The organism is Lacrimispora amygdalina (assembly GCF_900205965.1).
GTDB lineage: Bacteria > Bacillota > Clostridia > Lachnospirales > Lachnospiraceae > Lacrimispora > Lacrimispora amygdalina_A.
The window spans coordinates 166,839-190,138 of the sequence record NZ_OAOF01000007.1; the positions used below are offsets into that span (position 1 = coordinate 166,839).

General features: G+C 45.2%; 20 protein-coding genes. 18 read left to right on the plus strand and 2 right to left on the minus strand.

Annotated elements, in window-relative coordinates:
- Positions 1-23: 23 nt before the first annotated feature.
- Positions 24-1,943 carry a glycoside hydrolase family 127 protein gene (locus CRO04_RS11865; RefSeq protein WP_097004454.1) on the plus strand — a complete coding sequence of 640 codons (1,920 nt, stop codon included), beginning with the start codon at positions 24-26 and terminating at the stop codon, positions 1,941-1,943.
- Positions 1,944-2,016: 73 nt separating this feature from the next.
- Here CRO04_RS11865 and CRO04_RS11870 read toward each other — a convergent pair whose 3' ends face one another.
- Positions 2,017-2,457 carry a hypothetical protein gene (locus tag CRO04_RS11870; protein ID WP_097004455.1) on the minus strand — a complete coding sequence of 147 codons (441 nt, stop codon included), beginning with the start codon at positions 2,455-2,457 and terminating at the stop codon, positions 2,017-2,019.
- 176 nt (positions 2,458-2,633) lie between these two features.
- Here CRO04_RS11870 and CRO04_RS11875 point away from each other — a divergent pair, with 176 nt between their 5' ends.
- The 3 genes from CRO04_RS11875 to CRO04_RS11885 all read left to right on the plus strand — a co-directional run bounded on the left by CRO04_RS11875 (position 2,634) and on the right by CRO04_RS11885 (position 5,669).
- Positions 2,634-3,320, plus strand: coding sequence for a response regulator transcription factor (locus tag CRO04_RS11875; RefSeq protein ID WP_097004456.1), 687 nt, complete (start codon positions 2,634-2,636; stop codon positions 3,318-3,320).
- The gene (locus CRO04_RS11880) at positions 3,317-4,777 is read left to right on the plus strand and encodes a sensor histidine kinase (RefSeq protein ID WP_097004457.1); all 1,461 of its coding nucleotides are present in this window, start codon (positions 3,317-3,319) and stop codon (positions 4,775-4,777) included. Before CRO04_RS11875 ends, CRO04_RS11880 begins: the two co-directional genes overlap by 4 nt.
- A 64-nt stretch (positions 4,778-4,841) precedes the next feature.
- Complete coding sequence (locus tag CRO04_RS11885) at positions 4,842-5,669, plus strand: alpha/beta hydrolase (protein WP_242974446.1); 828 nt, start codon at positions 4,842-4,844, stop codon at positions 5,667-5,669.
- Between the two features lie 189 nt (positions 5,670-5,858).
- Here the strand turns inward: CRO04_RS11885 and CRO04_RS11890 are convergent, their stop codons facing one another.
- Positions 5,859-6,731 carry an AraC family transcriptional regulator gene (locus CRO04_RS11890; protein ID WP_097004458.1) on the minus strand — a complete coding sequence of 291 codons (873 nt, stop codon included), beginning with the start codon at positions 6,729-6,731 and terminating at the stop codon, positions 5,859-5,861.
- Between the two features lie 190 nt (positions 6,732-6,921).
- Between CRO04_RS11890 and CRO04_RS11895 the strand changes: the two genes are divergently transcribed.
- The 14 genes from CRO04_RS11895 to CRO04_RS11960 all read left to right on the plus strand — a co-directional run bounded on the left by CRO04_RS11895 (position 6,922) and on the right by CRO04_RS11960 (position 23,196).
- Positions 6,922-7,773 (plus strand): class II fructose-bisphosphate aldolase, encoded by an 852-nt coding sequence (locus tag CRO04_RS11895; protein ID WP_097004459.1) that lies wholly within the window; start codon positions 6,922-6,924, stop codon positions 7,771-7,773.
- A gap of 18 nt (positions 7,774-7,791) precedes the next feature.
- The gene (locus CRO04_RS11900; protein WP_097004460.1) at positions 7,792-9,318 is read left to right on the plus strand and encodes a xylulokinase; all 1,527 of its coding nucleotides are present in this window, start codon (positions 7,792-7,794) and stop codon (positions 9,316-9,318) included.
- Complete coding sequence (locus CRO04_RS11905; protein WP_097004461.1) at positions 9,315-10,361, plus strand: galactitol-1-phosphate 5-dehydrogenase; 1,047 nt, start codon at positions 9,315-9,317, stop codon at positions 10,359-10,361. Before CRO04_RS11900 ends, CRO04_RS11905 begins: the two co-directional genes overlap by 4 nt.
- Before the next feature lie 9 nt (positions 10,362-10,370).
- Complete coding sequence (gene pfkB, locus CRO04_RS11910; protein ID WP_097004462.1) at positions 10,371-11,306, plus strand: 1-phosphofructokinase; 936 nt, start codon at positions 10,371-10,373, stop codon at positions 11,304-11,306.
- A gap of 2 nt (positions 11,307-11,308) precedes the next feature.
- Positions 11,309-12,190, plus strand: a complete 882-nt coding sequence (locus CRO04_RS11915; RefSeq protein ID WP_097004463.1) for an aldose 1-epimerase family protein — start codon at positions 11,309-11,311, stop codon at positions 12,188-12,190.
- A gap of 20 nt (positions 12,191-12,210) precedes the next feature.
- Positions 12,211-13,218, plus strand: a complete 1,008-nt coding sequence (locus tag CRO04_RS11920) for an aldo/keto reductase (protein ID WP_097004464.1) — start codon at positions 12,211-12,213, stop codon at positions 13,216-13,218.
- A gap of 136 nt (positions 13,219-13,354) precedes the next feature.
- Positions 13,355-14,947: a response regulator transcription factor gene (locus CRO04_RS11925; protein WP_097004465.1), complete on the plus strand. Its 1,593-nt coding sequence runs from the start codon at positions 13,355-13,357 to the stop codon at positions 14,945-14,947.
- Complete coding sequence (locus CRO04_RS11930; protein WP_097004466.1) at positions 14,937-16,703, plus strand: cache domain-containing sensor histidine kinase; 1,767 nt, start codon at positions 14,937-14,939, stop codon at positions 16,701-16,703. Before CRO04_RS11925 ends, CRO04_RS11930 begins: the two co-directional genes overlap by 11 nt.
- Positions 16,690-17,664, plus strand: a complete 975-nt coding sequence (locus tag CRO04_RS11935) for a substrate-binding domain-containing protein (RefSeq protein WP_097004467.1) — start codon at positions 16,690-16,692, stop codon at positions 17,662-17,664. Before CRO04_RS11930 ends, CRO04_RS11935 begins: the two co-directional genes overlap by 14 nt.
- A gap of 124 nt (positions 17,665-17,788) precedes the next feature.
- Complete coding sequence (locus tag CRO04_RS11940; RefSeq protein WP_097004468.1) at positions 17,789-19,312, plus strand: sugar ABC transporter ATP-binding protein; 1,524 nt, start codon at positions 17,789-17,791, stop codon at positions 19,310-19,312.
- Positions 19,293-20,279, plus strand: coding sequence for an ABC transporter permease (locus CRO04_RS11945; RefSeq protein WP_097004469.1), 987 nt, complete (start codon positions 19,293-19,295; stop codon positions 20,277-20,279). The genes CRO04_RS11940 and CRO04_RS11945 overlap by 20 nt, the downstream gene beginning before the upstream one ends.
- Positions 20,280-20,332: 53 nt before the next feature.
- The gene (locus CRO04_RS11950) at positions 20,333-21,460 is read left to right on the plus strand and encodes a substrate-binding domain-containing protein (protein WP_097004470.1); all 1,128 of its coding nucleotides are present in this window, start codon (positions 20,333-20,335) and stop codon (positions 21,458-21,460) included.
- A gap of 54 nt (positions 21,461-21,514) precedes the next feature.
- Positions 21,515-21,952, plus strand: coding sequence for an RbsD/FucU family protein (locus tag CRO04_RS11955; RefSeq protein ID WP_097004471.1), 438 nt, complete (start codon positions 21,515-21,517; stop codon positions 21,950-21,952).
- Positions 21,953-22,026: 74 nt separating this feature from the next.
- On the plus strand, positions 22,027-23,196 hold the full coding sequence (locus tag CRO04_RS11960; RefSeq protein WP_097004472.1) for an aldo/keto reductase: 1,170 nt from the start codon (positions 22,027-22,029) through the stop codon (positions 23,194-23,196).
- Positions 23,197-23,300: the final 104 nt, after the last annotated feature.

The window sequence follows — 23,300 nt, forward strand, 5'->3', positions numbered from 1 at the left end:
GAGAGTCAATCAGGAGGTGCAGTATGAACAAAGTAGAAATACGTGACAGATTTTTCACCAGGTACAAAGAATTAATCAGAAAGGAGATGATTCCTTATCAGTGGAAGGTATTAAACGATGAGATTGATATCATCATTGAACGGGAGCGCAACGACGATTCCATCCCAAACGAAAAGAGCCATGTAATAGAAAATTTCCGGATTGCGGCCGGCAGAAAAAAAGGGAAACATTATGGCTGGGTGTTCCAGGACAGCGATCTTTATAAATGGCTGGAAGCGGTTGCCTATACCCTGGGGGAGCAGATGGATGAGGAATTGAAGCGTCTGGCTGATGACGCCGTGGACTTAATCAGTGAAGCCCAGGAAGACGACGGATATCTGAATACATATTTCACCATTGAAGAACCTGATGAGAAATACAAACGCCTGTGGCAGAGTCACGAATTATACTGTGCAGGGCACTTTTTTGAGGCGGCAGCGGCTTATTATGAAGCAACAGGTAATCAGAAGGTTCTTAAGACAGCCTGTAAGCTGGCTGACCACATAGATTCCGTATTTGGACAAGAGGAAGGAAAGAACCGTGGCTATGATGGTCATGAAGAGGTTGAAATCGGTCTGATGCGTCTATACCATCTGACTCATGAGGACAGGTATTTAAAACTGGCCCGGTACTTTTTACTGATACGGGGGACAGACCAGGCAGTTATGGGTTCTAAGCATCTTCCTCTGACCTATTATCAGGCCCATCTTCCGGTTCTGGAGCAGGAGAGTGCCGAGGGACACGCAGTAAGACTGGTTTATCTTTGCACTGCCATGGCGGATGTGGCGGCAGAGTCAGGGGATGAGAAGCTTCTTAATGCGTGCAGGCAGTTATGGAAGAGCATTGTAAAACGGCGTATGTATATCACCGGAGGAATCGGATCAACTGTATCAGGGGAAGCATTTACCCTGGATTACGATTTACCGAATGATACCATGTACTGTGAGACCTGTGCCTCTGTGGGACTGGTATTCTTTGCATACCGTATGCTTTTATCAGAGGAGAATGGGGAATATGGAGATGTGATGGAGCGTGCTCTCTACAACACGGTGCTGGGAGGTGTGGCACTTGACGGAAAACATTTCTTTTATGTAAATCCTCTGGAAGCAGTTCCGGAAAAATCGAGGAAGGATCCGGGGAAGAGTCATGTAAAATGCGTACGTCCCCAGTGGCTTGGCTGTGCGTGCTGCCCTCCAAATCTTGCAAGGCTTTTAGCCTCAGTGGAGCAGTATGCTTTTGTCCAAAAGAAAAACAGGCTTCTGGTGAATCTTTTTATGGAATGTAAGGGGAGCTTTGAAATAGAGGATGGCATTCTGGACATAGAACTAAAGACCGGATATCCATGGACCGGATCTGTGGAAATCAAGGTAAACTTCAGCGGAACTTTAAGCGCCTGCCTGGGAATCCGGGTACCGTCCTGGTCTGATACCTTTGGTGTGGAGATCAACGGGAAAAGCACTGATTTAGTTGCAGAACATGGTTTTATCTATATTAATCAGGTTTTCAAAGAGGATACCATACGACTGGAATTGGATATGGAACCAAAGCGCTGGTATGCCAATCCCATGGTGGAAAGCGATTATGGAAAATTTGCAGTTTCCAGAGGTCCTTTCGTTTATTGTGCGGAAGAAGTGGATAATGGAAAGAACCTGAATCTCATGTCCGTGGAAAAACAGGAACCACTGGAATATGAATTTAAGGAAGATCTGCTGGGAGGCGTGGGCGTTTTGACTGCTTCCGGCTGGAAGACAGAAGCGGACAGGGAAGACTCATGGCTTTACAGACAGAGCAATGCAGCAGAAAAGAAAGTCAGAAAAAAGATCAGATGGATTCCTTATTACAGCTGGGCCAACAGAGGCGAGAATGAAATGCGTGTATGGTTCAGAGAAGAAAATCAGCGTTAGAAGAAACTGCAGCCGCCCCCTGCCGGGTTTTGACCGGAAGGGGGCGGCTGCGTCAATATCTTAAATTGTTCTCTTAATTATTCCGGTATCCAAATCCGTTTCCTCTGCGGTTATAGCCCATACCGGTGCCGTTACAGCCGCCGGCACCATAGCCGGTACCTGCGCCGGTGCCGTTTCCGTCACAGATTGCCTGCCTTTCCCGGATTGCGGCGAGCTGTGCATCTGCCTGTTCCTGGGTAAGTGTGCCGTCTGCAACTGCCTGATTGAGCCTGTCTTCGTGGATATCAGCTACTGCCTGCTGGAATTCATCTAATTTTCCTGCCTCAGCAGCCATTGATCCATAGGTCTTTCCAGATCTGCGTTCTGCAGTCACTTCATCTGTTGTTTTACCAGTAATACCTGATACTGCTTCGGCAGGTGTTTTGTAAGCGGCAGCTGCAAATGAGGTCATGGTTGCGGCTGAAAGTGCAATTGCAATTGCAAATCCAGTCATCATTTTTTTGTTGTTTTTCATAGTTTGTTAACTCCTTTCGGTTTGTGTTATTTTCCTTTCGGTACGTTCATAATAACCTTTGTATATGGCATTCATGTGTCAGAAATCGTCTTTTTATTTGTCATTTTATTTTTTGTGCCACGAAGTTGCCTTATTTGGCTGTTATATTTATAATAAGATCACAGGAGGTATGTCATATGTCTATTATGCTGATTGCGGACGACAGTCCCCAGTTATTAAATATTTTAAACAGCGCAGCCAGGAAAGAAGGCTACGAAACGGTACTTGCACAGGATGGGCAGCAGGCACTGGAGGAATTCAATGCAAGAAACCCACAGGTTGTTCTGCTTGATGTGATGATGCCGAAACTGGACGGTTTCCAGGTATGCAGGGAAATCCGCAGCCAGTCCGATGTTCCGGTTATTATGGTAACTGCCAGAGGAGAGGATTTTGAAAAGATCATGGGGCTGGACATCGGGGCCGATGATTATATTGTAAAACCATTTTCACCAGGTGAGGTTATGGCACGGGTGAGGGCAGTGATGCGGCGTATAGAGAAAGGCGCCGGGGAACCGGAGAAGATCCTTAAAATTGAGAATCTGATGATAAATCTTGAAAATTACAGCGTTGCAGTTGATAATAAACCCATATTTTTGACAAAGCGGGAAACAGACATGCTCTGGACCCTTGCAAGCGGAAAGAACCGGGCCTATACCCGTGAGATGCTTCTGGATCTTTTGTGGGGCTATGATTATTACGGTGATCCCCGCACGGTTGATTCTCATATGAAACGGCTGAGGGCCAAACTGGAAGACGCCCCCCATCCTGCGTGGGAGATCCGTACCATACGGAATGTGGGCTATAAATTTGAGGTACTGCCATGAATAAGAAAATAATATGGAAGCTGGTTGCTTCTTTTGCCGCAGTGCTCCTTTTGTTTACTGCCATATTGGGAACGGTGTTTGTGTCTATGTTCCGGCAGCATACCATTGCAATTAACCGGTCTTCCATGGAAAAACGGGCGGTTTCCATTGCTGAAACCCTGGCACTGTATGAAAGCGGGGAGCAGGGACCGGAAACAGGTATGGGAATGGGTATGGGTATGGGGCGTCATGGTATGGGAGGATATGGTTCCTATCTTCGTTTTATAGATCAGATTGCCATGGCAACGGTGTGGATCGTGGATAACGACCGGACTCTCATATCTGCAAGTCATGACGGGGTTGCTACCAGAGAAGAACTTCCTGAGAATGCGGATAAAATCATCAGCCGTGTCCTGGAAGGAGAAATTACTTATGGAGAAGAATTTTCAGGGCTGTTAAATGCGCCGACGCTGACGGTAGGTGTACCAATCCGTACTGCTGACGGAATTTCCGGCGCTGTTCTTCTTCACTCCCCGGTGAGCGGAGTCAATGAAGCTGTGCTTCAGGGAATGTCTGCGCTGGCAGCAGGAGCTTTCATAGCGCTGGTTCTTGCAGGTATGGCAGCAGTGTGGCTGTCTTATCGTTTTACCAATCCTCTGCGGCGCATGAAGGATGCGGCAAACTGCCTGGCAGATGGTGATTATACGGCTAAAACCGGTGTTGTCCAGGAAGATGAGATCGGTCAGCTGGCTCAGACCATTGATCTGCTATCCATACGCCTGACTGAGGCTAGAAAGCAGCAGGCTGCTCTGGATCAGATGAAACAGGATTTTGTGGCAAATGTCTCTCATGAGCTTCGTACACCGGTGGCGGTTCTTCGCGGTTCCCTGGAGGTGCTTTGGGACGGGACTGTGGATACTCCGGAGGAGATCAGGGATTATTATGATCAGATGTTAGCAGAGAGCCGGCATCTGGAGAGACTGGTCAATGATCTGCTGGATTTATCACGACTTCAGGATGACCAGTTTTCCCTTGATATAGGGGAGGTAAATCTATGTGATGTAGTCCGGGATTCTCAGAGGGCAATACGCCGTAAAGCAGAGGAGAAAGAGCTTAAGCTTCTGGTGAACTGCCCGGAAGATGAGTGCGTTGTGGCCGGGGATTATGGCCGGCTTCGCCAGCTTGTTTTGATTCTTCTGGACAATGGGGTTAAATTTTCACCGCATCAGGGGGAAGTGGGACTTATTCTTTCAAAGGAATCACAAGGCTGCCTGATTACTGTGACCAACAGCGGTGAAGAGATTCCTGCCGAAACAATCCCCTTCCTGTTTGACCGGTTCTATAAAACCAACAGCCCTCAAAACCGTTCCGGAACCGGGCTGGGGCTTGCCATTGCAAAACAGATAGCAGACAGGCATCATGCACAGATTCAAGTGGAGAGCATGAAAGGGAAAACCAGTTTTTTCGTTAGATTTTAAACATAATTGCCACAAAGTGATTCCTGTAGTATGATGAATTTAAAACAAGGAAGGAGAAGGCATTATGAATGGGGAAAACAAAATAATGGAGGAAAGGATGATTTCATCCTTCGATGGAACAAAACTGAGATTTAAAAAAGATGAAGTGGAGAATCCAAAAGCGCTGATTGTCATTGCTCATGGCTTGTGTGAGCATTTAAACCGGTATGATTACTTTACGGAAAAGCTTAACGAGAACGGCTACAGCGTTTACCGGTATGATCAGAGGGGACATGGAAAATCAGAGGGGAAAAAGGTTTATTTTAAAGATTTTAATGAGATGCCTGATGATCTGGGACAGATTCTTGCACTTGCCAGAGAGGAAAGCGGCGGGAAGAAGGTTTTTCTCTTCGGGCACAGTATGGGAGGGGAGACAGTAACACTGTTTGGTGCAAAGAATCCGGGTATGGCAGATGGTATTATTACTTCTGGTGCGCTGACACATTATAACCATCCGGTTATGGGAAACCAGTTCCCCATTGAGGCACCAGATGATACATATCTGCCCAACGAACTAGGAGATGGTGTGTGCAGCGATAAGAAGGTGATTGAAGCGTATGTTTCGGATCCTCTTGTGGAAAAGCAGATCAGCACCGGACTGATTAATCAGATTTATGAGGGAGTTCAGTGGCTGAAGGCTAATATAAAAAGCTTTTCCGAACCGGTTTTGATTCTCCATGGAGCGAATGACGGCCTGGTTGCTGCAAAAGATTCCCTGGATCTCTTTGAAGAGATCAGTTCTAAGGATAAGAGCCTGCATATCTATGCAAATCTCTTTCATGAAATTTTAAATGAACCGTGTAGAGATGAGATTATTGCGGATATCTTACTATGGCTGGGGAAACATATCTGATGGACTTGAATATACATTTATAAGAAAAGGCACCCTGCTTACTACATTCGTAAGTAGTAATACATAGCAAAAACCACCCTGGTTAACTTGGCGGTTACGGGGGTGGGTATGCTACTCATGTAATGGTCAACCACCTTGTGGACGGTTGTTCCTTTTATGATTCTGGGATATCATTCCTGTTTATATCTGTCAAGACTTAGTTATCATGTTCTTCTTCCTATAATTACTCGGCGAGATCCCGTAATACTGCTTAAATGCATAGGAAAAGTGCTGAATGGAAGAGTAGTTCAGCCTGTCAGAAATCTCCGATATATTAATCGTTTCATCATTTAAATAAATCTTCGCCATAGACATCTTGGCTTCTGTTTTTTTCTGAAGAAAGGTTCTGCCGTAATAATCCTTTAAAAACCGTTCCGTCTGTCGTACACTTAAACCAAGCCTTTCCGCCAGATTTTCCAGAGTTATGGTTTCATATTCATAAAGAAAGCACTCTTCCACTATAATATATTTACTATCCACCAGATTGGAAGGCGAAAAATGAACCTTAGACTGAGCCTTATATTCGTAATTCCGTACAATCTTAACTACACATTGCTGGAGAAGGGCCTCCACTAAAATCATATATCCCGTATAACGGTGTTCCAGTTCAAAAAAGATCTGCTGCATCAGCGGATACAGCTCCTGGGTGTCCTGTCCGAACCAGAAATGGGTTTTCTCGAACTTATAAGCCACCGTATCCACCTCAGGCTGGAGGTGAGTATTATTTTTTTGCAGCTTAAAATAAATACAATATTCCGCCATGGGATCATTCTTTAAAGGTATCTGTTCATGCTCCACATGAGGGCCTGTCATGTACAGAGTATTGGGCGTAATATTATAAATCTGGTCATCAATATTTACTTTGCCATGACCGTAGGGAATATAGTGGATTTCATAACTGTTATTCCCGTGGCTGTGTCTTGGCATGGAACGGAGAAACCGCTCAAATACGATGTTTAAGACCAAAAATGTGGTATCATCGATCCCTATTTTTATATTTAAGTCTTTATATCCCGTCCTCATGATATCCCCCTCCGATCTCTATCCTATATTTTACTTTATCAGCATGATTGATGCAAGTCAAGGAATGTTCGATAACACGACATACAGCCCTGGCTTCTGTCTGGTTCCCCTCTAATTTTTCGAAACAGAAACGGTATAATGGTAAGTGTAAAGAACCAAATGATCGTAAAATTGTTAGGAGGAAAATATTATGTCACTGGTTACATCGGAACAAATGCTTTTGGATGCTCAAAAAGGCGGATACGCAGTAGGAGCTTTTAATGTTGAAAATATGGAAATGCTGAAAGCCGTGGTGGCTGCAGCTGAGGAGCTTCGGGCTCCCGTTATGCTTCAGACCACACCGTCAACGGTTAAATACGGAACACTGGAAACATACTATGCCATGGCAGCAGCCGAGGCTGAAAAAGCAACCGTACCGGTATGTCTCCACTTAGATCACGGCAGCAGCTACGAGCTTGTTCTCCAGGCAATCCGTGCCGGATATACATCTGTTATGATTGATGGCTCCCACTTAGACTTTGAGAGTAACATCGCATTAACCAAGCGGGCTGCAGATGCGGCAAGAGCCTGCAATATCACAGTAGAAGGCGAGCTGGGTAAGGTTGGCGGCAAAGAAGATGATCTGGAGGCAGAAGCGGACAACAATACAGACCCCATGCAGGCAAAGGAATTCGTAGAACGGACAGGAGTTCATTCCCTGGCAATCGGAATCGGAACTGCCCACGGCTTTTATGCAACCACTCCTGTTTTAGACAAAGAGCGGATCAGTGAAGTCAAAAAGTTAGTGTCTGTGCCCCTTGTTCTTCACGGTGCATCTGGCTTAAGCGACGAAGATGTAAGAGAATGTGTGAGCAGAGGAATGTGTAAGGTTAATTTTGCAACAGAGTTAAGAGTGGCTTATACCGATGCAGGAAAGAAGCTTTTAAAAGAGCATCCGGACACCTTTGATCCAAAGAAATTGGGCACAGTGGGAATGGAAGCAGTGAAGCAGTTCGTTAAGAACCGAATTCTGGTCTGCGGATGTGACCATAAAGCGGACTAATTGGTTCAGGAGGAAAACATGAAACCATATTTATTAGGGATTGACGTAGGGACCAGCGCCTGTAAAATCGCCATTTTTGATAGAAATGGAACCGTATTAGAGACTGCAACCGGGGAATATGAGGTTTATTATCCCCAGACAGGCTGGGCAGAGCAGGATCCCGACGAATGGTGGCGGGTGATCTGCAGCACCATGAAATACATATTTTCCAAATCCCAGATAAAGCCGGAAGAAATCGCAGGAATCGGAATTGACGGGCAGAGCTGGTCAGCCATAGCGGTAGACAAAGAAGGCAGCGTTTTAACCAATACGCCTATCTGGATGGATACCAGGGCCGATGATATCTGCAGGGAACTGAATGAGAAAGTGGGAGAAAAGCGGATATTTGAAGTAGCCGGCAATTCCCTTCAGCCATCCTACAGCACTGCGAAAATCATCTGGTACCAGAGAAATATGCCCCAGGTGTATGATAAGATCTTTAAGGTACTCCAGTCCAACAGCTATATTGCATATAAACTCACCGGCCAGATGACCCAGGATATCTCCCAGGGATATGGGCTTCACTGCTTTGACATGCATACCGGAACCTGGGATGAGGCGATGTGCGAAGCACTTGGAATTCCGGTTCAGATTCTACCGGATATCCACCCCTGTCATGAAGTGATTGGCAAAGTGACGAAAGTGGCAGCTGCCCAGTCCGGGCTGGCAGAGGGAACTCCAGTGGCAGCTGGTGGTCTTGACGCAGCCTGCGGAACCCTTGGAGCCGGAGTGATACATGCCGGGGAAACCCAGGAGCAGGGCGGTCAGGCTGGCGGAATGAGCATCTGCATTGACAGCTACAAAGCAGATCCGAGGCTGATTTTAAGCTGTCATGTTGTACCTGGCAAATGGTTATTGCAGGGCGGTACAACCGGAGGCGGCGGAGCCATGCGGTGGCTGGAGAAGGAGTTTGGCGCATTTGAAAGAGAAGAAGGAAAAAGAACCGGGAAAAGCTCTCTGGATCTATTTAACGAAGCAGCCGGAAGCGTCCCTCCAGGCTGTGACGGTCTGATATTCCTTCCCTATATGGCTGGGGAACGTTCCCCCTTATGGAATCCCTATGCCAAAGGCGTTTATTACGGAATGGATTTTGGAAAGACAAAAGGCCACTTCATACGCGCTGCCATGGAGGGAGTGGCCATGTCCTTAAGACATAACCTGGAAGTGGCGGCAGAGGCAGGAGCATCGGTTGATGTATTAAGAGCCATGGGAGGATCTGCAAATTCTCTTTTGTGGACCCAGATCAAGTCCGATGTGACAGGCAAGCCTGTGATCGTTCCATCTTCCGATACAGCTACGACTTTGGGAGCGGCAATCCTGGCAGGAGTAGGAGTTGGAATTTATGAGGATTTTGAAGAGGCGGTAAAGCTGACTGTGGAAAACAAACGGTATCATGTTCCCAATCAGGCAGACAATAAAATCTATGACAGGAATTACCGGAAGTATTTAAGCTTATATGAGCATTTAAAAGATATGATGGTTCAGGAAGGAGAAAATGAGTCATGAAAGCAGCAGTTGTTTGTGCAAATGAAGACGTAAGATATATGGACTATGAGGAGCCGCAGGCAGGCCCCGGACTGGTAAAGATCAGGGTAAAGGCATCAGGAATCTGCGGATCAGATATTCCCAGAGTGCTGCATAACGGAGTACATTTTTACCCAATCGTTCTGGGACATGAATTTTCAGGAGATGTGGTGGAAGTGGGAGAAGGGGTTACATCAGTAAAGCCGGGAGACCGGGTTTCCGGAGCACCCTTAATCCCCTGTATGAAATGCGATGACTGCCAGAACGGAAACTTCTCTCTTTGCAGACACTATAGTTTTATCGGTTCCAGGCAGCAGGGAAGCAACGCAGAGTATGTGGTAATTCCTGAACAGAACGCAGTTGCATTTGATAAAAGCATCTCCTATGAACAGGGTGCAATGTTTGAGCCATCTACCGTTGCCCTTCACGGTCTTTTTCAGAATGACTACCGGGGCGGTGAGTATACCGCAGTTTTAGGAGGCGGAACCATCGGCATGTTCACCATGCAGTGGGCTAAGATTTTCGGAGCGAAAAAAGTGGTCGTATTTGATATCAGTGAAGAACGTCTGGAGCTGGCAAAACGTCTGGGCGCAGATGAAGCAATTAATACCACGCAGGAGGGTTTTAATGAAAAGGCAATGGCTCTTACAGAAGGAAAAGGCTTTTCCTATGTATTTGAGACGGCGGGACAGGTGCCAACCATGCAGATGGCATTTGAACTGGCAGCCAATAAAGCAAATGTCTGCTTCATCGGAACTCCTCATGTGGATTTATCTTTTACTCCTTCCATGTGGGAAAACATGAACCGGAAAGAATTTAAACTGACCGGGTCCTGGATGTCATACAGCTCCCCTTTCCCTGGAAAAGAATGGAAGCTGACGGCTCATTACTTTGCCACAGGACAGCTGAAATTTGATCCTGGCTTTGTTTATAAGAAGATGCCCATGAGTCAGGCGCAGGAGGCATTCCAGCTCTTTAAGACACCGGGTCTGGTTAAGGGAAAGATTCTTTTGGTAAACGAATAGGAGGAAGGTATGATACTGACCGTAACATTAAATGCAGCCATTGACAAACGGTATGTAATTGATGGATTTTCACAGGGGGAAGTAAACCGTGTAAAATCCTGTTCTTATACCCCGGGAGGCAAAGGCTTAAATGTTTCAAAGCCGGCAGTTATTGCAGGAGGCAGCGTTGTGGCAACCGGTTTTGTAGGTGGTCATGCAGGTGGTTATATTGAAGAAGCATTAAGTTCCTTTGGGATCACAGGCTCATTTTATCATCTGAATGGAGAGAGCCGATCCTGTATTAATATATGGGATGAAAAAAACAAGATCCAGACAGAATTTCTGGAACCTGGTTTTGAAGTAGATGAGGAAGATTTTCTTAAGTTCCTGGAACATTTTAAAAAGCTTGCGAAAGATGCCGAAGTTATAGCCATATCAGGAAGCGTACCCAGGGGACTTGACGGCACTGCTTACCAGAGAATGGTGAAGGTGGGAAAGGAAGCCGGAAAAAAGGTGATTTTAGATACCAGCGGAAATTTACTTAAGATGGGGATCGAAGCCAAGCCTTCCATGATTAAGCCCAATTTAGATGAGATCCGTATGCTGACAGGAAAAAGCTGTGACAGCCTGGAAGAGATGATCGAAGCTGCAAAGGATATTCATAAAAGGGGTGTGGAGATTGTAGCCGTTTCCCTTGGTTCGGAAGGTTCCTTCGTGGTATGCAGCTCCGGTATTTACAGAGCCAGAGTACCTAAAATAGATGCGGTAAACACGGTGGGATGCGGTGACTCCATGATTGCCGGTTATGCTCTGGGTCTTTCAAGACAGCTGTCTATAGAAGAGATATTAAGAAATGCAAGTGCTGTCTCAGCAGCTTCCGCATTAAGAGCGGAAACAGGCTTTTTCCTGATGGAAGATATGGAAAGACTGCTGCCGCAGATAGAAATCACAAGAATTGGGGGTTGAAAATGATATACTCGTTAAAGAATGAACGGCTGGAAGTGGGTTTCACCTCCCTGGGAGGTGCGCTTACATCGATTAAGAACGAAGCAGGTACGGAGTACTTATGGCAGGGAGATCCTGAGTACTGGAGCGGGCAGGCGCCTGTTCTGTTCCCCATCTGCGGCAGCTTAAGAGACAACAGGGCGGTCACAAAAGATGGGAAAGAGATTCAGATGCCAAGACATGGGATTGTCCGCAGGGAAGAATTTAAGCTGGAGTCAGAAAAAGAGAACAGTATTTGTTTTTCCATTTCAGAAAATGAAGAGATGATGGAAAAATATCCTTATCCCTTTACTCTCACCATGGAATACAGGCTGGAAGGGGACAGCATTCATGTGACATATGGGGTAACGAATACAGGGACAGAGGATATGCCTTTCTTTATCGGAGGTCATCCGGCATTTAACTGTCCTCTTTTACCAACAGAAAATTATGAGGATTATCAGGTGATCTTTGAGGTCAATGAAGAGAAGACTGCACCCACACCGGACTTAAAGACCGGGCTGGTTGACATGGGACACAGGAAAGAGATTGCCTTTGACGGTACCGTCCTTCCTCTCACCCATTCCCTTTTCTATGAAGACGGAATTATATTTGACCGGCTGAAATCGAAAAAAGTAACACTCTGTCACAATGAAACCGGACATGGAGTAGAGCTTAAGATGGGGTCATTCTCCTATCTTGTAATCTGGTCAGCTGCCAACGACGGACCGTTTCTTGCTTTAGAACCATGGACCGGGCTGTCCACCTGCAGTGACGAGAATGATGTATTTGAAGAGAAACGAAATGCAGCAATTGTAAAGCCAGGGGAAGAAAAACGGCTGAGCTATATTATAACAATCCTATAAAAGAGAAGGAGAATATGACAATGAAAGAATCTGTAAATCCGGCATTGGTGCCAAAAGTGAAGTTATACACAGGAGAGGAAATTCCCTGTGTGGGTATGGGAACCTTCGGTTCCGACCGTTTTACTCCAGATGAAGTATCCGCGGCTGTTGGGGGAGCGATCCGCTGTGGATACCGCATGTTTGACTGTGCGGCATGCTATGGAAATGAAGATCAGATCGGCGAAGTATTCCAGCAGGCATTTGCAGAGGGTGTAGTGGAAAGAAAAGACCTCTTCATTATGACAAAGGTATGGAACGACATGCACGAGAGGGTAGAGGAATCCTGCTTAAAGAGCATTGCAGACTTACAGTGTGATTATATGGATATGTTCTTTATTCACTGGCCATTTCCAAATTATCATGCACCTCACTGTGACGTAGATTCCCGCAATCCGGATTCCAGACCATTTTCTCCGGATGAATTTTTAAGAACCTACCGTCAGTGTGAGGAACTGGTGAAAAAAGGACTGATCCGCAATATCGGTATTTCCAACATGACCATTCCAAAGCTGAAAGCAGTTCTTCCTCACATGAACATTATGCCTGCAGCCTGTGAGATGGAGCTTCACCCCTGTTTCCAGCAGCAGGAGCTGTTTGATTATCTGGTTGCTCATAAGATCCAGCCAATCGGTTTCATGCCATTAGGCTCTCCGCAGAGACCGGAAAGAGATATGTGTCCGGAGGATGTGGCAGATTTACAGACACCGGAAATGAAGGAAATTGCAGCAGCTCACGGCGTTCATCCTGCTGTTATCGCTCTTAAATGGGCCCGCCAGAGAGGACAGATTCCCATTCCCTTCTCCATTCATGAGATGGAATACGTAAGCAACTTAAAAGCAATGACAGAAGATCCGCTTACGGCAGAGGAGATGAGCCGGATCGCAACCTTAGAGAGGAACAACCGTCTGGTGAAAGGCCAGGTATTCCTTTGGGAAGGCGCGAATGACTGGCATGATCTCTGGGATGAGGATGGCGTGATTGTAAAATAACCAGGTACCAGCGAAACAGCCGGAATTTTTGGAGCACAGCAGATTACTTCAGAAATTCCGGCCTTATTAATATTTTCTTTGCTGGAAACTGCGCATACTTACTGTAACACTTAATGAGATTTGAGGGGATCATACTATGTATAAGGTATTGTTGGTTGATGATGAAATTCTCATACGAGAGAGGATTTCTCAAAGAATACCATGGGGATCACTGGGTTACGAACTGGCAGGGACATGTGAAAACGGGAAGGAGGCCATCGGCTTTATGGAGAAGGAACCGGTAGACCTTGTGCTTACCGATATCTGCATGCCCTATGTCGATGGTCTTGAACTTGCAAAGTATTTATATGAAAACAGGAAAAGTACAAAAGCAGTAATTATAACGGGATACGATGAATTTGAATATGCAAAAAGAGCGGTGGAATATCGTGTGCTTTCTTATGTATTGAAACCGGTAACTGCGGTGGAACTGATTGAAAAGCTGAAGGACGCAAAAAAAATCCTGGATGGGGAAGCGGAAAATTTAAAAGTCAGATCGTATTACGAAGGAAGCTATCCCTTATTAAAAAACCAGTTTCTGCTTCAGCTGGGACAGGGGCGGATCCACGAAGACCAGATTGGGGATAAACTAAAGGAGTTTCACATTGATTTTACGGGGGAATGCTATTGTGCAGCAATTCTGTGCCTGCGGGAGCAAACGGAAAAAAAGGAATTGTCTTTGATGGCGGGTTTAATTCGGAAGGAATGGACCGAAGATGTGCTTGTGACGGAAGAGGATGACGGCCAGATACTTCTTTATGTGAAGAAGAAAAACAGCTCTCAGATGAAAAAGGAGATGGCAGTGATCTGCAATGAGTCAGCAGACAGAATCCTGCAAAAGACAGGCAAAACCATATACTGTCTGGTCGGCACCTGTGTTTTTAATTTAAACGGGCTCAGTTTCTCCTATGAAAAAGCCATGGAGATGAAGGAATATCTTTATCTGGAGAGGGAGCCTGGAATCTATGAGTGGGACAGCTTCCAGAAATACAGGCTGGGTGCCCATGGAATACTAAATGAAGGGGAACGGGAGAAACGGATTGTCCTGGCAGTCAGAAGCAATCTTAAAGAGGAGATAAAAACGGAGCTTATTCATATCAGGGAAGAATGCAGAACCAACTGGGTAACAAAAAACAAAGTTGTAGTGATTTATCAGAGTCTGATTCTTGCAGTTATGAATTTCCTGGAGCGGCTGAATCTTGTAGAAGACGAATTTTTCTTAAAAGAACAGGAGATCATTTCAGGACTTTTTGGCTGTACCTACCTTTCACAGATGGAGGAAAGGGTGCTGGATTTCTTTCATACTGCACTGGAACTGGTGAACAGCAACAGAGGCAGTTACGGAGAGCATCAGGCGGTGGCAGCACTGGAATACATTAACACCCATTATTCCGACTGCAGTCTGTCCCTTCAGGAGATCTGTACAAAGCTGGCTATCAGTGTCAGCTATTTCAGCTCTGCTTTTAAAAATTATACGGGTATGACTTTTGTAGAAGCACTGACGAAAAAAAGGATGGAAAAAGCCATGGAGCTTTTGGAGAATACAAATTTAAAGACTTACCAGGTTGCAGAGAAATGCGGATACAACGATGCCAACTATTTCAGTGCGATTTTTAAAAAGGCTACGGAAAAAACGCCAAAAGAATATGCGGGTTTAAGAAAGAACCGAAAAGGCACCTATGAGAATTGAAGTCAGGTTTAAAAGCATACGGACCAATATGATCATATATTTTTCCCTCCTGGTTCTTTTAACCGTAATTGTGTTCCTGTTTTTTTCCATACGGTTTACCAAAAGCAATCTCATGGATAATTCGGAGGAAAACAGCAGCCAGCTGATCGAACAGGTCAATTTCAACATTGAAAATTACATTGACTACATGGAAAATATCTCCCAGGTTATTATGAATAACCGGGATATAACCGGATATCTGTTTGATGATGAAAAGGAAACGGGAGAGAACTTAAAGGATGCATTTCAGACCATCCTTCACGCAAGGAAGGATATCTATAACATAGCTGTCCTGGGAAATAATGGCAGATATTTTATCAATAACGGAAGCGACAGCTTAAATTTACGGGCACGGCTTAAGGACAAGGAATGGTATCAGGATGCAAAAATGGCGGAAAGCAAAATTCTTATTTCCTCCTCACACGTGCAGAACCTGGTAAAAAACGATTATAAATGGGTGGTAACTCTAAGCAGGGGAATCCCCAATCCGGCAAACGGCCGTGTGGAGGGGCTTCTGGTCATTGATTTAAATTATGACGTCATCAATGATCTGTGTGAATCCATCAGTCTGGGAAATAAGGGGTATGTTTATATCCTTGACGCGAAGGGAGAAATTGTCTATCACCCCCAGCAGCAGCTGATCTTAAGCGGGGTAAAAAAGGAGCTTTTAAAAGAAGTATCAGACAGCAAAACCAGTCTCTCCCACACCGATGAAAACAATGAAAATAAGATCTATACACCCTTTCATTCAAAAAAAACAGGCTGGACGATTGTGGGTGTGGTTTATACCTCAGAGCTGGCTGGCAACGAATCTGCCATGAAAACCACGTACAGTGCGGCAGCGTTCGTTCTGATACTGCTGGCAAGTCTGTTTGCAGTGATTCTGTCGGCTAAAATTACGGAGCCAATCAAGCAGCTTCAGGCTGCCATGAAGGAGGTGCAGGAGGGGAAGTTTAAACCGGTCAGCATTGAAGCAGCAGGAGATGATGAGATCTCCAGTCTGACACGTTCCTTTAACCGTATGACGGAACGGATTGACGAGCTGATGAAGAAAAACAGCAAGGAGCAGGCGGAAAAGAGAAAGAGTGAATTAAAAGCGCTGCAGTCACAGATTAATCCGCATTTCCTCTATAACACTCTGGATTCCATTATCTGGCTGATCGAAACGGAGGATTCGAACCAGGCCATAAAGATGACCTCTGTACTGGCCAGATTTTTCCGCCAGGCAATTGGCAATTCCAACATCTATGTGACTGTGTGGCAGGAGCTGGAATATACGAGAAATTATCTGCTGATCCAGCAGATGAGATATAAAGACAAGGTTGCATTTGATATCAGGGTTGATTTAGAAGTTATGGAGTGTGCCATTGTAAAACTGGTATTACAGCCTCTGGTGGAAAATGCACTGTATCACGGGCTGAAGTACAAAAAAGAGCAGGGCAATATTCTTATCTGCGGGTACAGGCAGGGAGAAACTGTGATATTAAAGGTAATGGATGATGGCGCAGGGATGACGCAGGAGGCTCTGAGCAGAATTTTTCAGAAAAAAACCGATCAGAAGCATAACGGAGTAGGTATGAAGAATATTCAGGACCGCCTTAAGATGTATTACGGACCTGGCTGCGGCTTAAGTGTGGAAAGTAAGGAAGGGAAGGGGACTACCGTTACCATTACCATACCTTACCGGTTGATGGAGGATATGGATGAAGAAACATAAAAACGGAATATTATTGATTCTTTTTTCTGCCCTGGCGGTTTTGTTTCTGTCTGCTGTTTTTCTTCTTGATGAACTGGGGGAGAAAAAAACGGTGAAAGTCGTCTTTATACCCAAGGTTCAGGACAAGACAAATGACTTCTGGATGTCCATGATATCCGGAGCCAAAAGTGCTGGAAAGGAGTATCAGGCGAACCTGGTGATTCTGGCTCCGGATGAGGAAAATGATTATGAAACCCAGAAAAAATACATTGAAGAGGCAGTGAAAATGAAGCCGGATGTGATCGCACTTGCACCCATACGGTACTCAGAAATGACGGACTGTGTAAAGCAGATAACAGATGCCGGAATTAAACTCATCCTCATAGATTCCAAGCTGGATAAAGATCTGGAGGAAACCTACATTGGTACGGATAACAGAAACGCAGGGCTGCAGATGGGACAGAAGATGAAGGAATACGTGAATAAGGATACGAAGATTGCCGTGGTTTCCCATGTAAAAGGATCTTCCACTGCCATAGAGCGGGAGGAAGGACTGAGGGAAGGTCTGGGAGAGGATCAAAACAGGATTCAGGCAGTTCTTTACAGTAATTCCGATTATAACCAGGCATACGAAGAAACCATAGAGCTTATGAAGACACATCCCGACATTACGCTGATCGCCGGTCTGAATCTATATTCCACAGTAGGGGTGGCCAGAGCCATTAAAGAGATGAATTTAAGCAGGAAGGTTCATGTGGTGGGTTTTGATAATGATATTGAAGGAATTCAGTATTTGGAAGAAGGGATTATTGATACCCTGATTGTACAGAAGCCTTTTAATATGGGATATATCGGGATTCAGACCGCGGTGGAAGCAGTGCGGGGGAAAAAGTCCCTTCAAAATATCTATTGCGAAACGGAGGTGATTACTGCAGATAATATCTATACCGATGAGAATCAGAAGCTGCTCTTCCCCTTTTAAGAAAGTAAAATCTTCTTCTTTTTTTGTAAGATCCTCTATATTAGAAAATTTCAATTCCGATATAATGGAATCATGAGAACAAAGCACATGGTTTAAAACAAAAAAAGAAGCGGAGAGTGAGAATGTGGGCAGGGTTATGCTGAGAATGAAGGGAATTGACAAGTCCTTTCCTGGTGTACATGCTTTGGATCACGTAGATCTGGAGGTAAAGGCAGGAGAGGTCCATGCGCTGATGGGGGAAAACGGAGCAGGAAAATCCACTCTGATGAAAATTCTTACAGGCATCTATTTAAAGGATTCCGGAACCATAGAATTCGAGGGACAGGAAGTGGATTTTTCCACACCCAAAAAGGCCCAGGAAGCCGGAATTGCCATTGTCCATCAGGAGCTGAATATGATGAATCACTTAACAGTGGCCCAGAATTTATTTATTGGCCGGGAAATGATGAAGGGAGGATTCATCAGTGACTCCATGATGAATAAAGAAGCAGGTAAGCTGTTTGAGCGGCTGAATATTGACATCAACCCTTCGGAGGTGATGGGCAATTTAACTGTGGGCCGGCAGCAGATGTGTGAAATAGCGAAAGCAATATCCAGAGAAGCCAGGCTGATTGTATTTGATGAGCCGTCTGCAGCGCTTACGGAAACAGAGATTTTAGAGCTGTTTAAAATCATCCGGGATCTCCGGTCCAAAGGGATGGGCATCATCTACATATCCCACCGGATGGATGAAATTAAAGTGATCACGGACCGGGTAACAGTTATGCGTGATGGTACGTATGTGGGTACATTGACAACCAAAGATTGTACAAAGGATGACATCATCAATATGATGGTGGGCCGGGTGATTTACGAAGAGCCAAAGCAGGCGGCCAGTGTGAAAGGGAATGCTCCTGTGGTTTTAAAGGTGGAGCACTTAAGTGCCGGAAAAATGGTAAAGGATGTGAGCTTTGAGCTTAGAAAGGGAGAGATTCTGGGCTTTTCCGGATTAATGGGAGCAGGAAGAACAGAAACGGCCAGAGCAATATTCGGGGCGGATAAAAAAGACGGTGGTGAGATCTTCATCAATGGCAGAAAAGCAGAGATAAAGTCTACGGAGGATGCGGTAAATCAGGGAATCGGATATTTATCCGAGGACCGGAAACGTTTTGGACTTGTGGTCTATAAGTCTGTTGCGGAAAACTCCACCATGGCTTCCCTCTCTTCCTTTATGAAGGGAATCTTCATCGATAAGAAAAAGGAGCACCGGCAGGCAGAACATTACGTTCATCTTTTAAATACCAGGACTCCGGGCGTGGATCAGCTGGTGGTGAATTTATCAGGAGGCAACCAGCAAAAGGTGGTAATTGCCAAATGGCTGATCAGAAACTGCGATATCCTGATTTTTGACGAGCCTACAAGAGGAATTGACGTAGGTGCAAAAAGCGAGATCTATCATCTGATGAATGACCTGGTAAAACAGGGAAAATCCATTATTATGATTTCGTCGGAGATGACAGAAATTCTGCGTATGAGTGACAGGGTCATGGTAATGTGCGAAGGACGCATCACCGATGAAATCCCAATAGAAAAGGTGTCGCAGGAGCGGATCATGGCTGCAGCGACCATGAGAAATCAGGAGGGCAGCAATGGAAAAACTGAAAAATAACCCGCTTATTAAGGCAATAGGAACCCAGAGGCTTGTGGCTTTGCTGGCTTTAATCGTAATCTACCTGGTGTTCGGAGTCATGAATCCCAGATTTGCAACCTATAACACTATGGTAAATATCTTCGATGCGTCCTACTATATTGGCTTTATGGCAATCGGCATCTGCTTTGTAATCGCCACTGGAGGCATTGACTTGTCCATCGGAACCGTGTTAACCATGTCAGGTCTGGTGGCAGGATACTTAAGTGTTAATATGGGACTTCCAATATGGCTTGTGATCATAATCTGCATCCTGATCGGAACCGCATTCGGAATTATAAACGGTTTATTAGTTGCAAAGCTTGGGCTTCCGCCCTTCATTGCAACACTTGGAACCATGATGCTGTCCAAAGGAATCGGCTCCATCATTACAGGCGCCCAGTCAGTCACCTGGAAATCAGGTTCTGATCCGGAAGGCTGGTACCGCGCCATATTCAAAATCAAAACGGAGAGCGGACTTTTAATTCCAACCGGATTTCTGTTTCTGATTGCGGCGGCGATTGTCATGGCAGTGGTAATGAACAAAACCAAAACCGGCCGCTATATCTTATCACTTGGAAGCAACAAAGAGGCAACCCGGTTATCCGGTGTAAATGTGGATAAATATTTAATCATTGCTTATGTCATCAGCGGTACATTTGCAGGCATTGCAGGTCTTGCCTACTCTACAATCTATTCCACACTGCTGCCGGGAGGCGGGGCCGGATTTGAGATGGATGCCATAGCAGGTGTAGTAATCGGCGGAACTTCCATGTCAGGCGGAATCGGAACCATAGCAGGAACCATGATTGGTGTATTTATTATTTCCGTATTAAAGACCGGGCTTCCATTTGTGGGACTTCAGACCCACTATCAGCAGGTTGCTACCGGACTGGTAATCATCGTAGCCGTATTTGCCGATGTTTACCGAAACAGGAGAAAGAACTGAGCGCAGTGTAATTCGTAAGAAATTACATAGAAAAAAATCAGGAGGAAGCAATAATGAAAAAAAATGTATGGGGCGTTTTATTCACAGCAGCTATGATGGCATCACTGACTGCCGGCTGCGCAAGCAAATCTTCAACCAATGATGCGAAAGGTACGACAGCCGCCGATGCAAAAGGTACGACAGCCGCCGATGCCAAGGGAAGTGGGGATATGACGGTTTACATGGTGGCAAAGGGATTTCAGTCTCAGTACTGGCAGGCAGTATACAAGGGTGCACAGAAGGCAGCAGGAGAACTGGGCGTTCATCTGGAATTTCAGGGACCGGATTCAGAATCAGATATTGCACAGCAGGTTCAGATGATGAACAATGCAGTTCAGATGAAGCCTGCAGCCATCGGTCTGGCAGCACTTGATGTTTCGGCTCTTAATGACAGCATTAAATCTTCCCAGGATGCAAAAATCCCGATTATCGGATTTGACTCCGGTGTGCCCGATGCACCAGACGGGGCGGTTGTTGCCAATGCAGCCACAGATAATTACAAAGCAGGAGAAGTTGCTGCAGAAAACACCTATCCCCTCATTAAAGACTTAATTGCAAATTCATCAACAAGCGTACGTATCGGCGTACTGAACCAGGATGCAACATCAGAGTCCATTATCAGCCGTGGTCTTGGCTTTATTGATAAAATAACAGAGTTAATAAAGGCAGATGGAAAAACCGTATGCATCACAGGTAATGACAAGTTTGTAACGGATTCCAAAACAGACAAAGGAAGTTCAGCTGACGTAATACTTGATGTGGCTGTTCCGGCAAAGGTAGAGGCTTCCCTGATGACCACCGATGCCCAGACCATATTAAATAAAGAAGATACCATCTGTATCTTTGCCTCCAACCAAAAGACCGGCGAAGGTCTGATCACCGGTGATGAAAATTTAGGAAGATTAGGAAAAGATGTAATTGGAGTTGCCTTTGATTCAGGAACCATGATTAAAGATGCAATCAAAGACGGAAAGCTGGCTGGAGCCGTAACCCAGGCACCGGTGGAAATCGGTTACCAGACCGTAAAGCTGGCGGTTGCTGCTGCAAAAGGGGAAGCCGTTAAAGATGCAGATACAGGAAGCCAGTGGTACACCAAAGACAATATGGAAAGCAGTGAGATATCACAAAACTTATACGATTAATTATGAAGCGCTCTCCGTTTAAAGGAGAGCGCTCTTTGAGAAAAGGAGATTATTATGTTAAAAGGAATACCATCAATTATCAGTCCGGAATTATTAAAGATTTTGTGCGAAATGGGCCATACCGATGAGCTTACCATCGGAGATGGAAACTTTCCGGGTCATACGTACGGCAGAAAAGTGATCCGTATGGATGGGCACGGAGTACCGGAAATTCTGGATGCGATTTTACAGCTGTTTCCCCTTGATACTTATGTGGAACACCCGGTTACGCTGATGGGAGTAGTCGCCGGGGATGACGTTCAGACACCGATCTGGGATAAATATAAAGAGATTGTGGCAAAGCATGATAAGAGGGGAGCAGCCTGCTTTGAAGAAATAGACAAGTGGGAGTTTTACGACAGAACAAAAAATAACTCATCCGTTGTCATTATGACAGGTGAACGTGAATTGTATGCTAATATCATTTTGAAAAAAGGGGTGGTTACTGAGTAGCTGTTAATTTACTACTTGCTATGTCATCAAAAAGGGTTATAATAGGAATAAAAAACGGATCAGGAGGATATGCCATGAAGTATCGGATCAATCCCCAAAATCAGGATGAGCTTTCTATACTGGGTTTTGGGTGCATGAGGTTTAGCCGGGACGAAAAGGAAGTGGAAAAGCAGATCATTTATGCGATCGAGCATGGTGTTAATTATTTTGATACTGCATATATCTATCCGAACAGCGAAGCAGTTTTAGGAAGGGTGCTTTCAAAGGGATACAGACAACGGGTGAAAATTGCCACCAAGATGCCTCCTCAATCCATTAAAAAATACGAGGACTTTGACCGGATCTTTTTCACGGAATTAAAGCGGCTTCAAACAGATTATATTGATTATTACTTAATCCATATGCTTCCTGATATAACCACATGGAACCGGCTGTTAAGACTGGGGGTCCATGAATGGATCGAAGAAAAGAAGAAAAAAGGCCAGATCAAAAACATCGGCTTTTCCTATCACGGAGGAAGAGATGAATTTATCCAGCTGGTGGATGCCTATCCCTGGGAATTTTGTCTGCTGCAGTATAACTATTTGGATGAGAACAGGCAGGCAGGGGCGGAAGGAATCAAATATGCCGCCGGGAAGGGGCTTCCTGTCATGGTTATGGAGCCGCTGCGGGGCGGAAAGCTGGTGACGAATCTCCCTAAAGAGGTGGAGTCTGTCTGGAACAATGCTCATGTGAAACGGTCGCCTGCGGAATGGGCATTTAGATGGCTGTGGAACCAGCCGGAGGTTACGGTTGTGCTTTCCGGGATGAATTCCATGGAGATGTTAAAGGAAAACATCAAAGTGGCATCAGAGACGGAGGTAAATGCTTTTACCGATGCTGATTTTAATCTGTTTCAGCAGGTAAAGGAAATTCTGGATCAGACAATTAAGGTTCCCTGCACCGGATGCAATTACTGCATGCCCTGTCCCGCAGGAGTGGATATCCCAACCTGTTTTTCCTGCTACAATGACATGGAAATAGAGGGGAAATTAGCTTCCAGAGGGAAATACATTATGCAGACCAGCATTAAGAACCAGCCCCACAATGCTTCTCTTTGTGTGAAATGTAAAAAATGCGAATCCCATTGTCCGCAGCATATCAAAATCAGTGAGGAAATGACGAAGGTTGCAAAAACAATGGAAGGAGTTACTTATAAACCACTTAGGTTCCTGATTAAAAAAGTTATGAGATTAGATAAATAACGTAAAAATACTTAAAAATACCGGATGCATGAATTGCATTTGGTATTTTTTATTTACTTACAGCAGTAATTCAGCTTGACAAGCGGACATTAGTTTATTTAAAA

What these genes read in the sequence shown, in the direction of transcription:
- CRO04_RS11935 (WP_097004467.1), top strand. Translation starts at nt 16,690, where the DNA reads ATGAAGAAACATAAAAACGGAATATTATTGATTCTTTTTTCTGCCCTG.
- CRO04_RS11875 (WP_097004456.1), top strand. Translation starts at nt 2,634, where the DNA reads ATGTCTATTATGCTGATTGCGGACGACAGTCCCCAGTTATTAAATATT.
- CRO04_RS11945 (WP_097004469.1), top strand. Translation starts at nt 19,293, where the DNA reads ATGGAAAAACTGAAAAATAACCCGCTTATTAAGGCAATAGGAACCCAG.
- CRO04_RS11870 (WP_097004455.1), bottom strand. Translation starts at nt 2,457, where the DNA reads ATGAAAAACAACAAAAAAATGATGACTGGATTTGCAATTGCAATTGCA.
- CRO04_RS11955 (WP_097004471.1), top strand. Translation starts at nt 21,515, where the DNA reads ATGTTAAAAGGAATACCATCAATTATCAGTCCGGAATTATTAAAGATT.
- pfkB (WP_097004462.1), top strand. Translation starts at nt 10,371, where the DNA reads ATGATACTGACCGTAACATTAAATGCAGCCATTGACAAACGGTATGTA.
- CRO04_RS11925 (WP_097004465.1), top strand. Translation starts at nt 13,355, where the DNA reads ATGTATAAGGTATTGTTGGTTGATGATGAAATTCTCATACGAGAGAGG.
- CRO04_RS11950 (WP_097004470.1), top strand. Translation starts at nt 20,333, where the DNA reads ATGAAAAAAAATGTATGGGGCGTTTTATTCACAGCAGCTATGATGGCA.
- CRO04_RS11885 (WP_242974446.1), top strand. Translation starts at nt 4,842, where the DNA reads ATGAATGGGGAAAACAAAATAATGGAGGAAAGGATGATTTCATCCTTC.
- CRO04_RS11930 (WP_097004466.1), top strand. Translation starts at nt 14,937, where the DNA reads ATGAGAATTGAAGTCAGGTTTAAAAGCATACGGACCAATATGATCATA.
- CRO04_RS11920 (WP_097004464.1), top strand. Translation starts at nt 12,211, where the DNA reads ATGAAAGAATCTGTAAATCCGGCATTGGTGCCAAAAGTGAAGTTATAC.
- CRO04_RS11915 (WP_097004463.1), top strand. Translation starts at nt 11,309, where the DNA reads ATGATATACTCGTTAAAGAATGAACGGCTGGAAGTGGGTTTCACCTCC.
- CRO04_RS11960 (WP_097004472.1), top strand. Translation starts at nt 22,027, where the DNA reads ATGAAGTATCGGATCAATCCCCAAAATCAGGATGAGCTTTCTATACTG.
- CRO04_RS11895 (WP_097004459.1), top strand. Translation starts at nt 6,922, where the DNA reads ATGTCACTGGTTACATCGGAACAAATGCTTTTGGATGCTCAAAAAGGC.
- CRO04_RS11890 (WP_097004458.1), bottom strand. Translation starts at nt 6,731, where the DNA reads ATGAGGACGGGATATAAAGACTTAAATATAAAAATAGGGATCGATGAT.
- CRO04_RS11900 (WP_097004460.1), top strand. Translation starts at nt 7,792, where the DNA reads ATGAAACCATATTTATTAGGGATTGACGTAGGGACCAGCGCCTGTAAA.
- CRO04_RS11905 (WP_097004461.1), top strand. Translation starts at nt 9,315, where the DNA reads ATGAAAGCAGCAGTTGTTTGTGCAAATGAAGACGTAAGATATATGGAC.
- CRO04_RS11865 (WP_097004454.1), top strand. Translation starts at nt 24, where the DNA reads ATGAACAAAGTAGAAATACGTGACAGATTTTTCACCAGGTACAAAGAA.
- CRO04_RS11880 (WP_097004457.1), top strand. Translation starts at nt 3,317, where the DNA reads ATGAATAAGAAAATAATATGGAAGCTGGTTGCTTCTTTTGCCGCAGTG.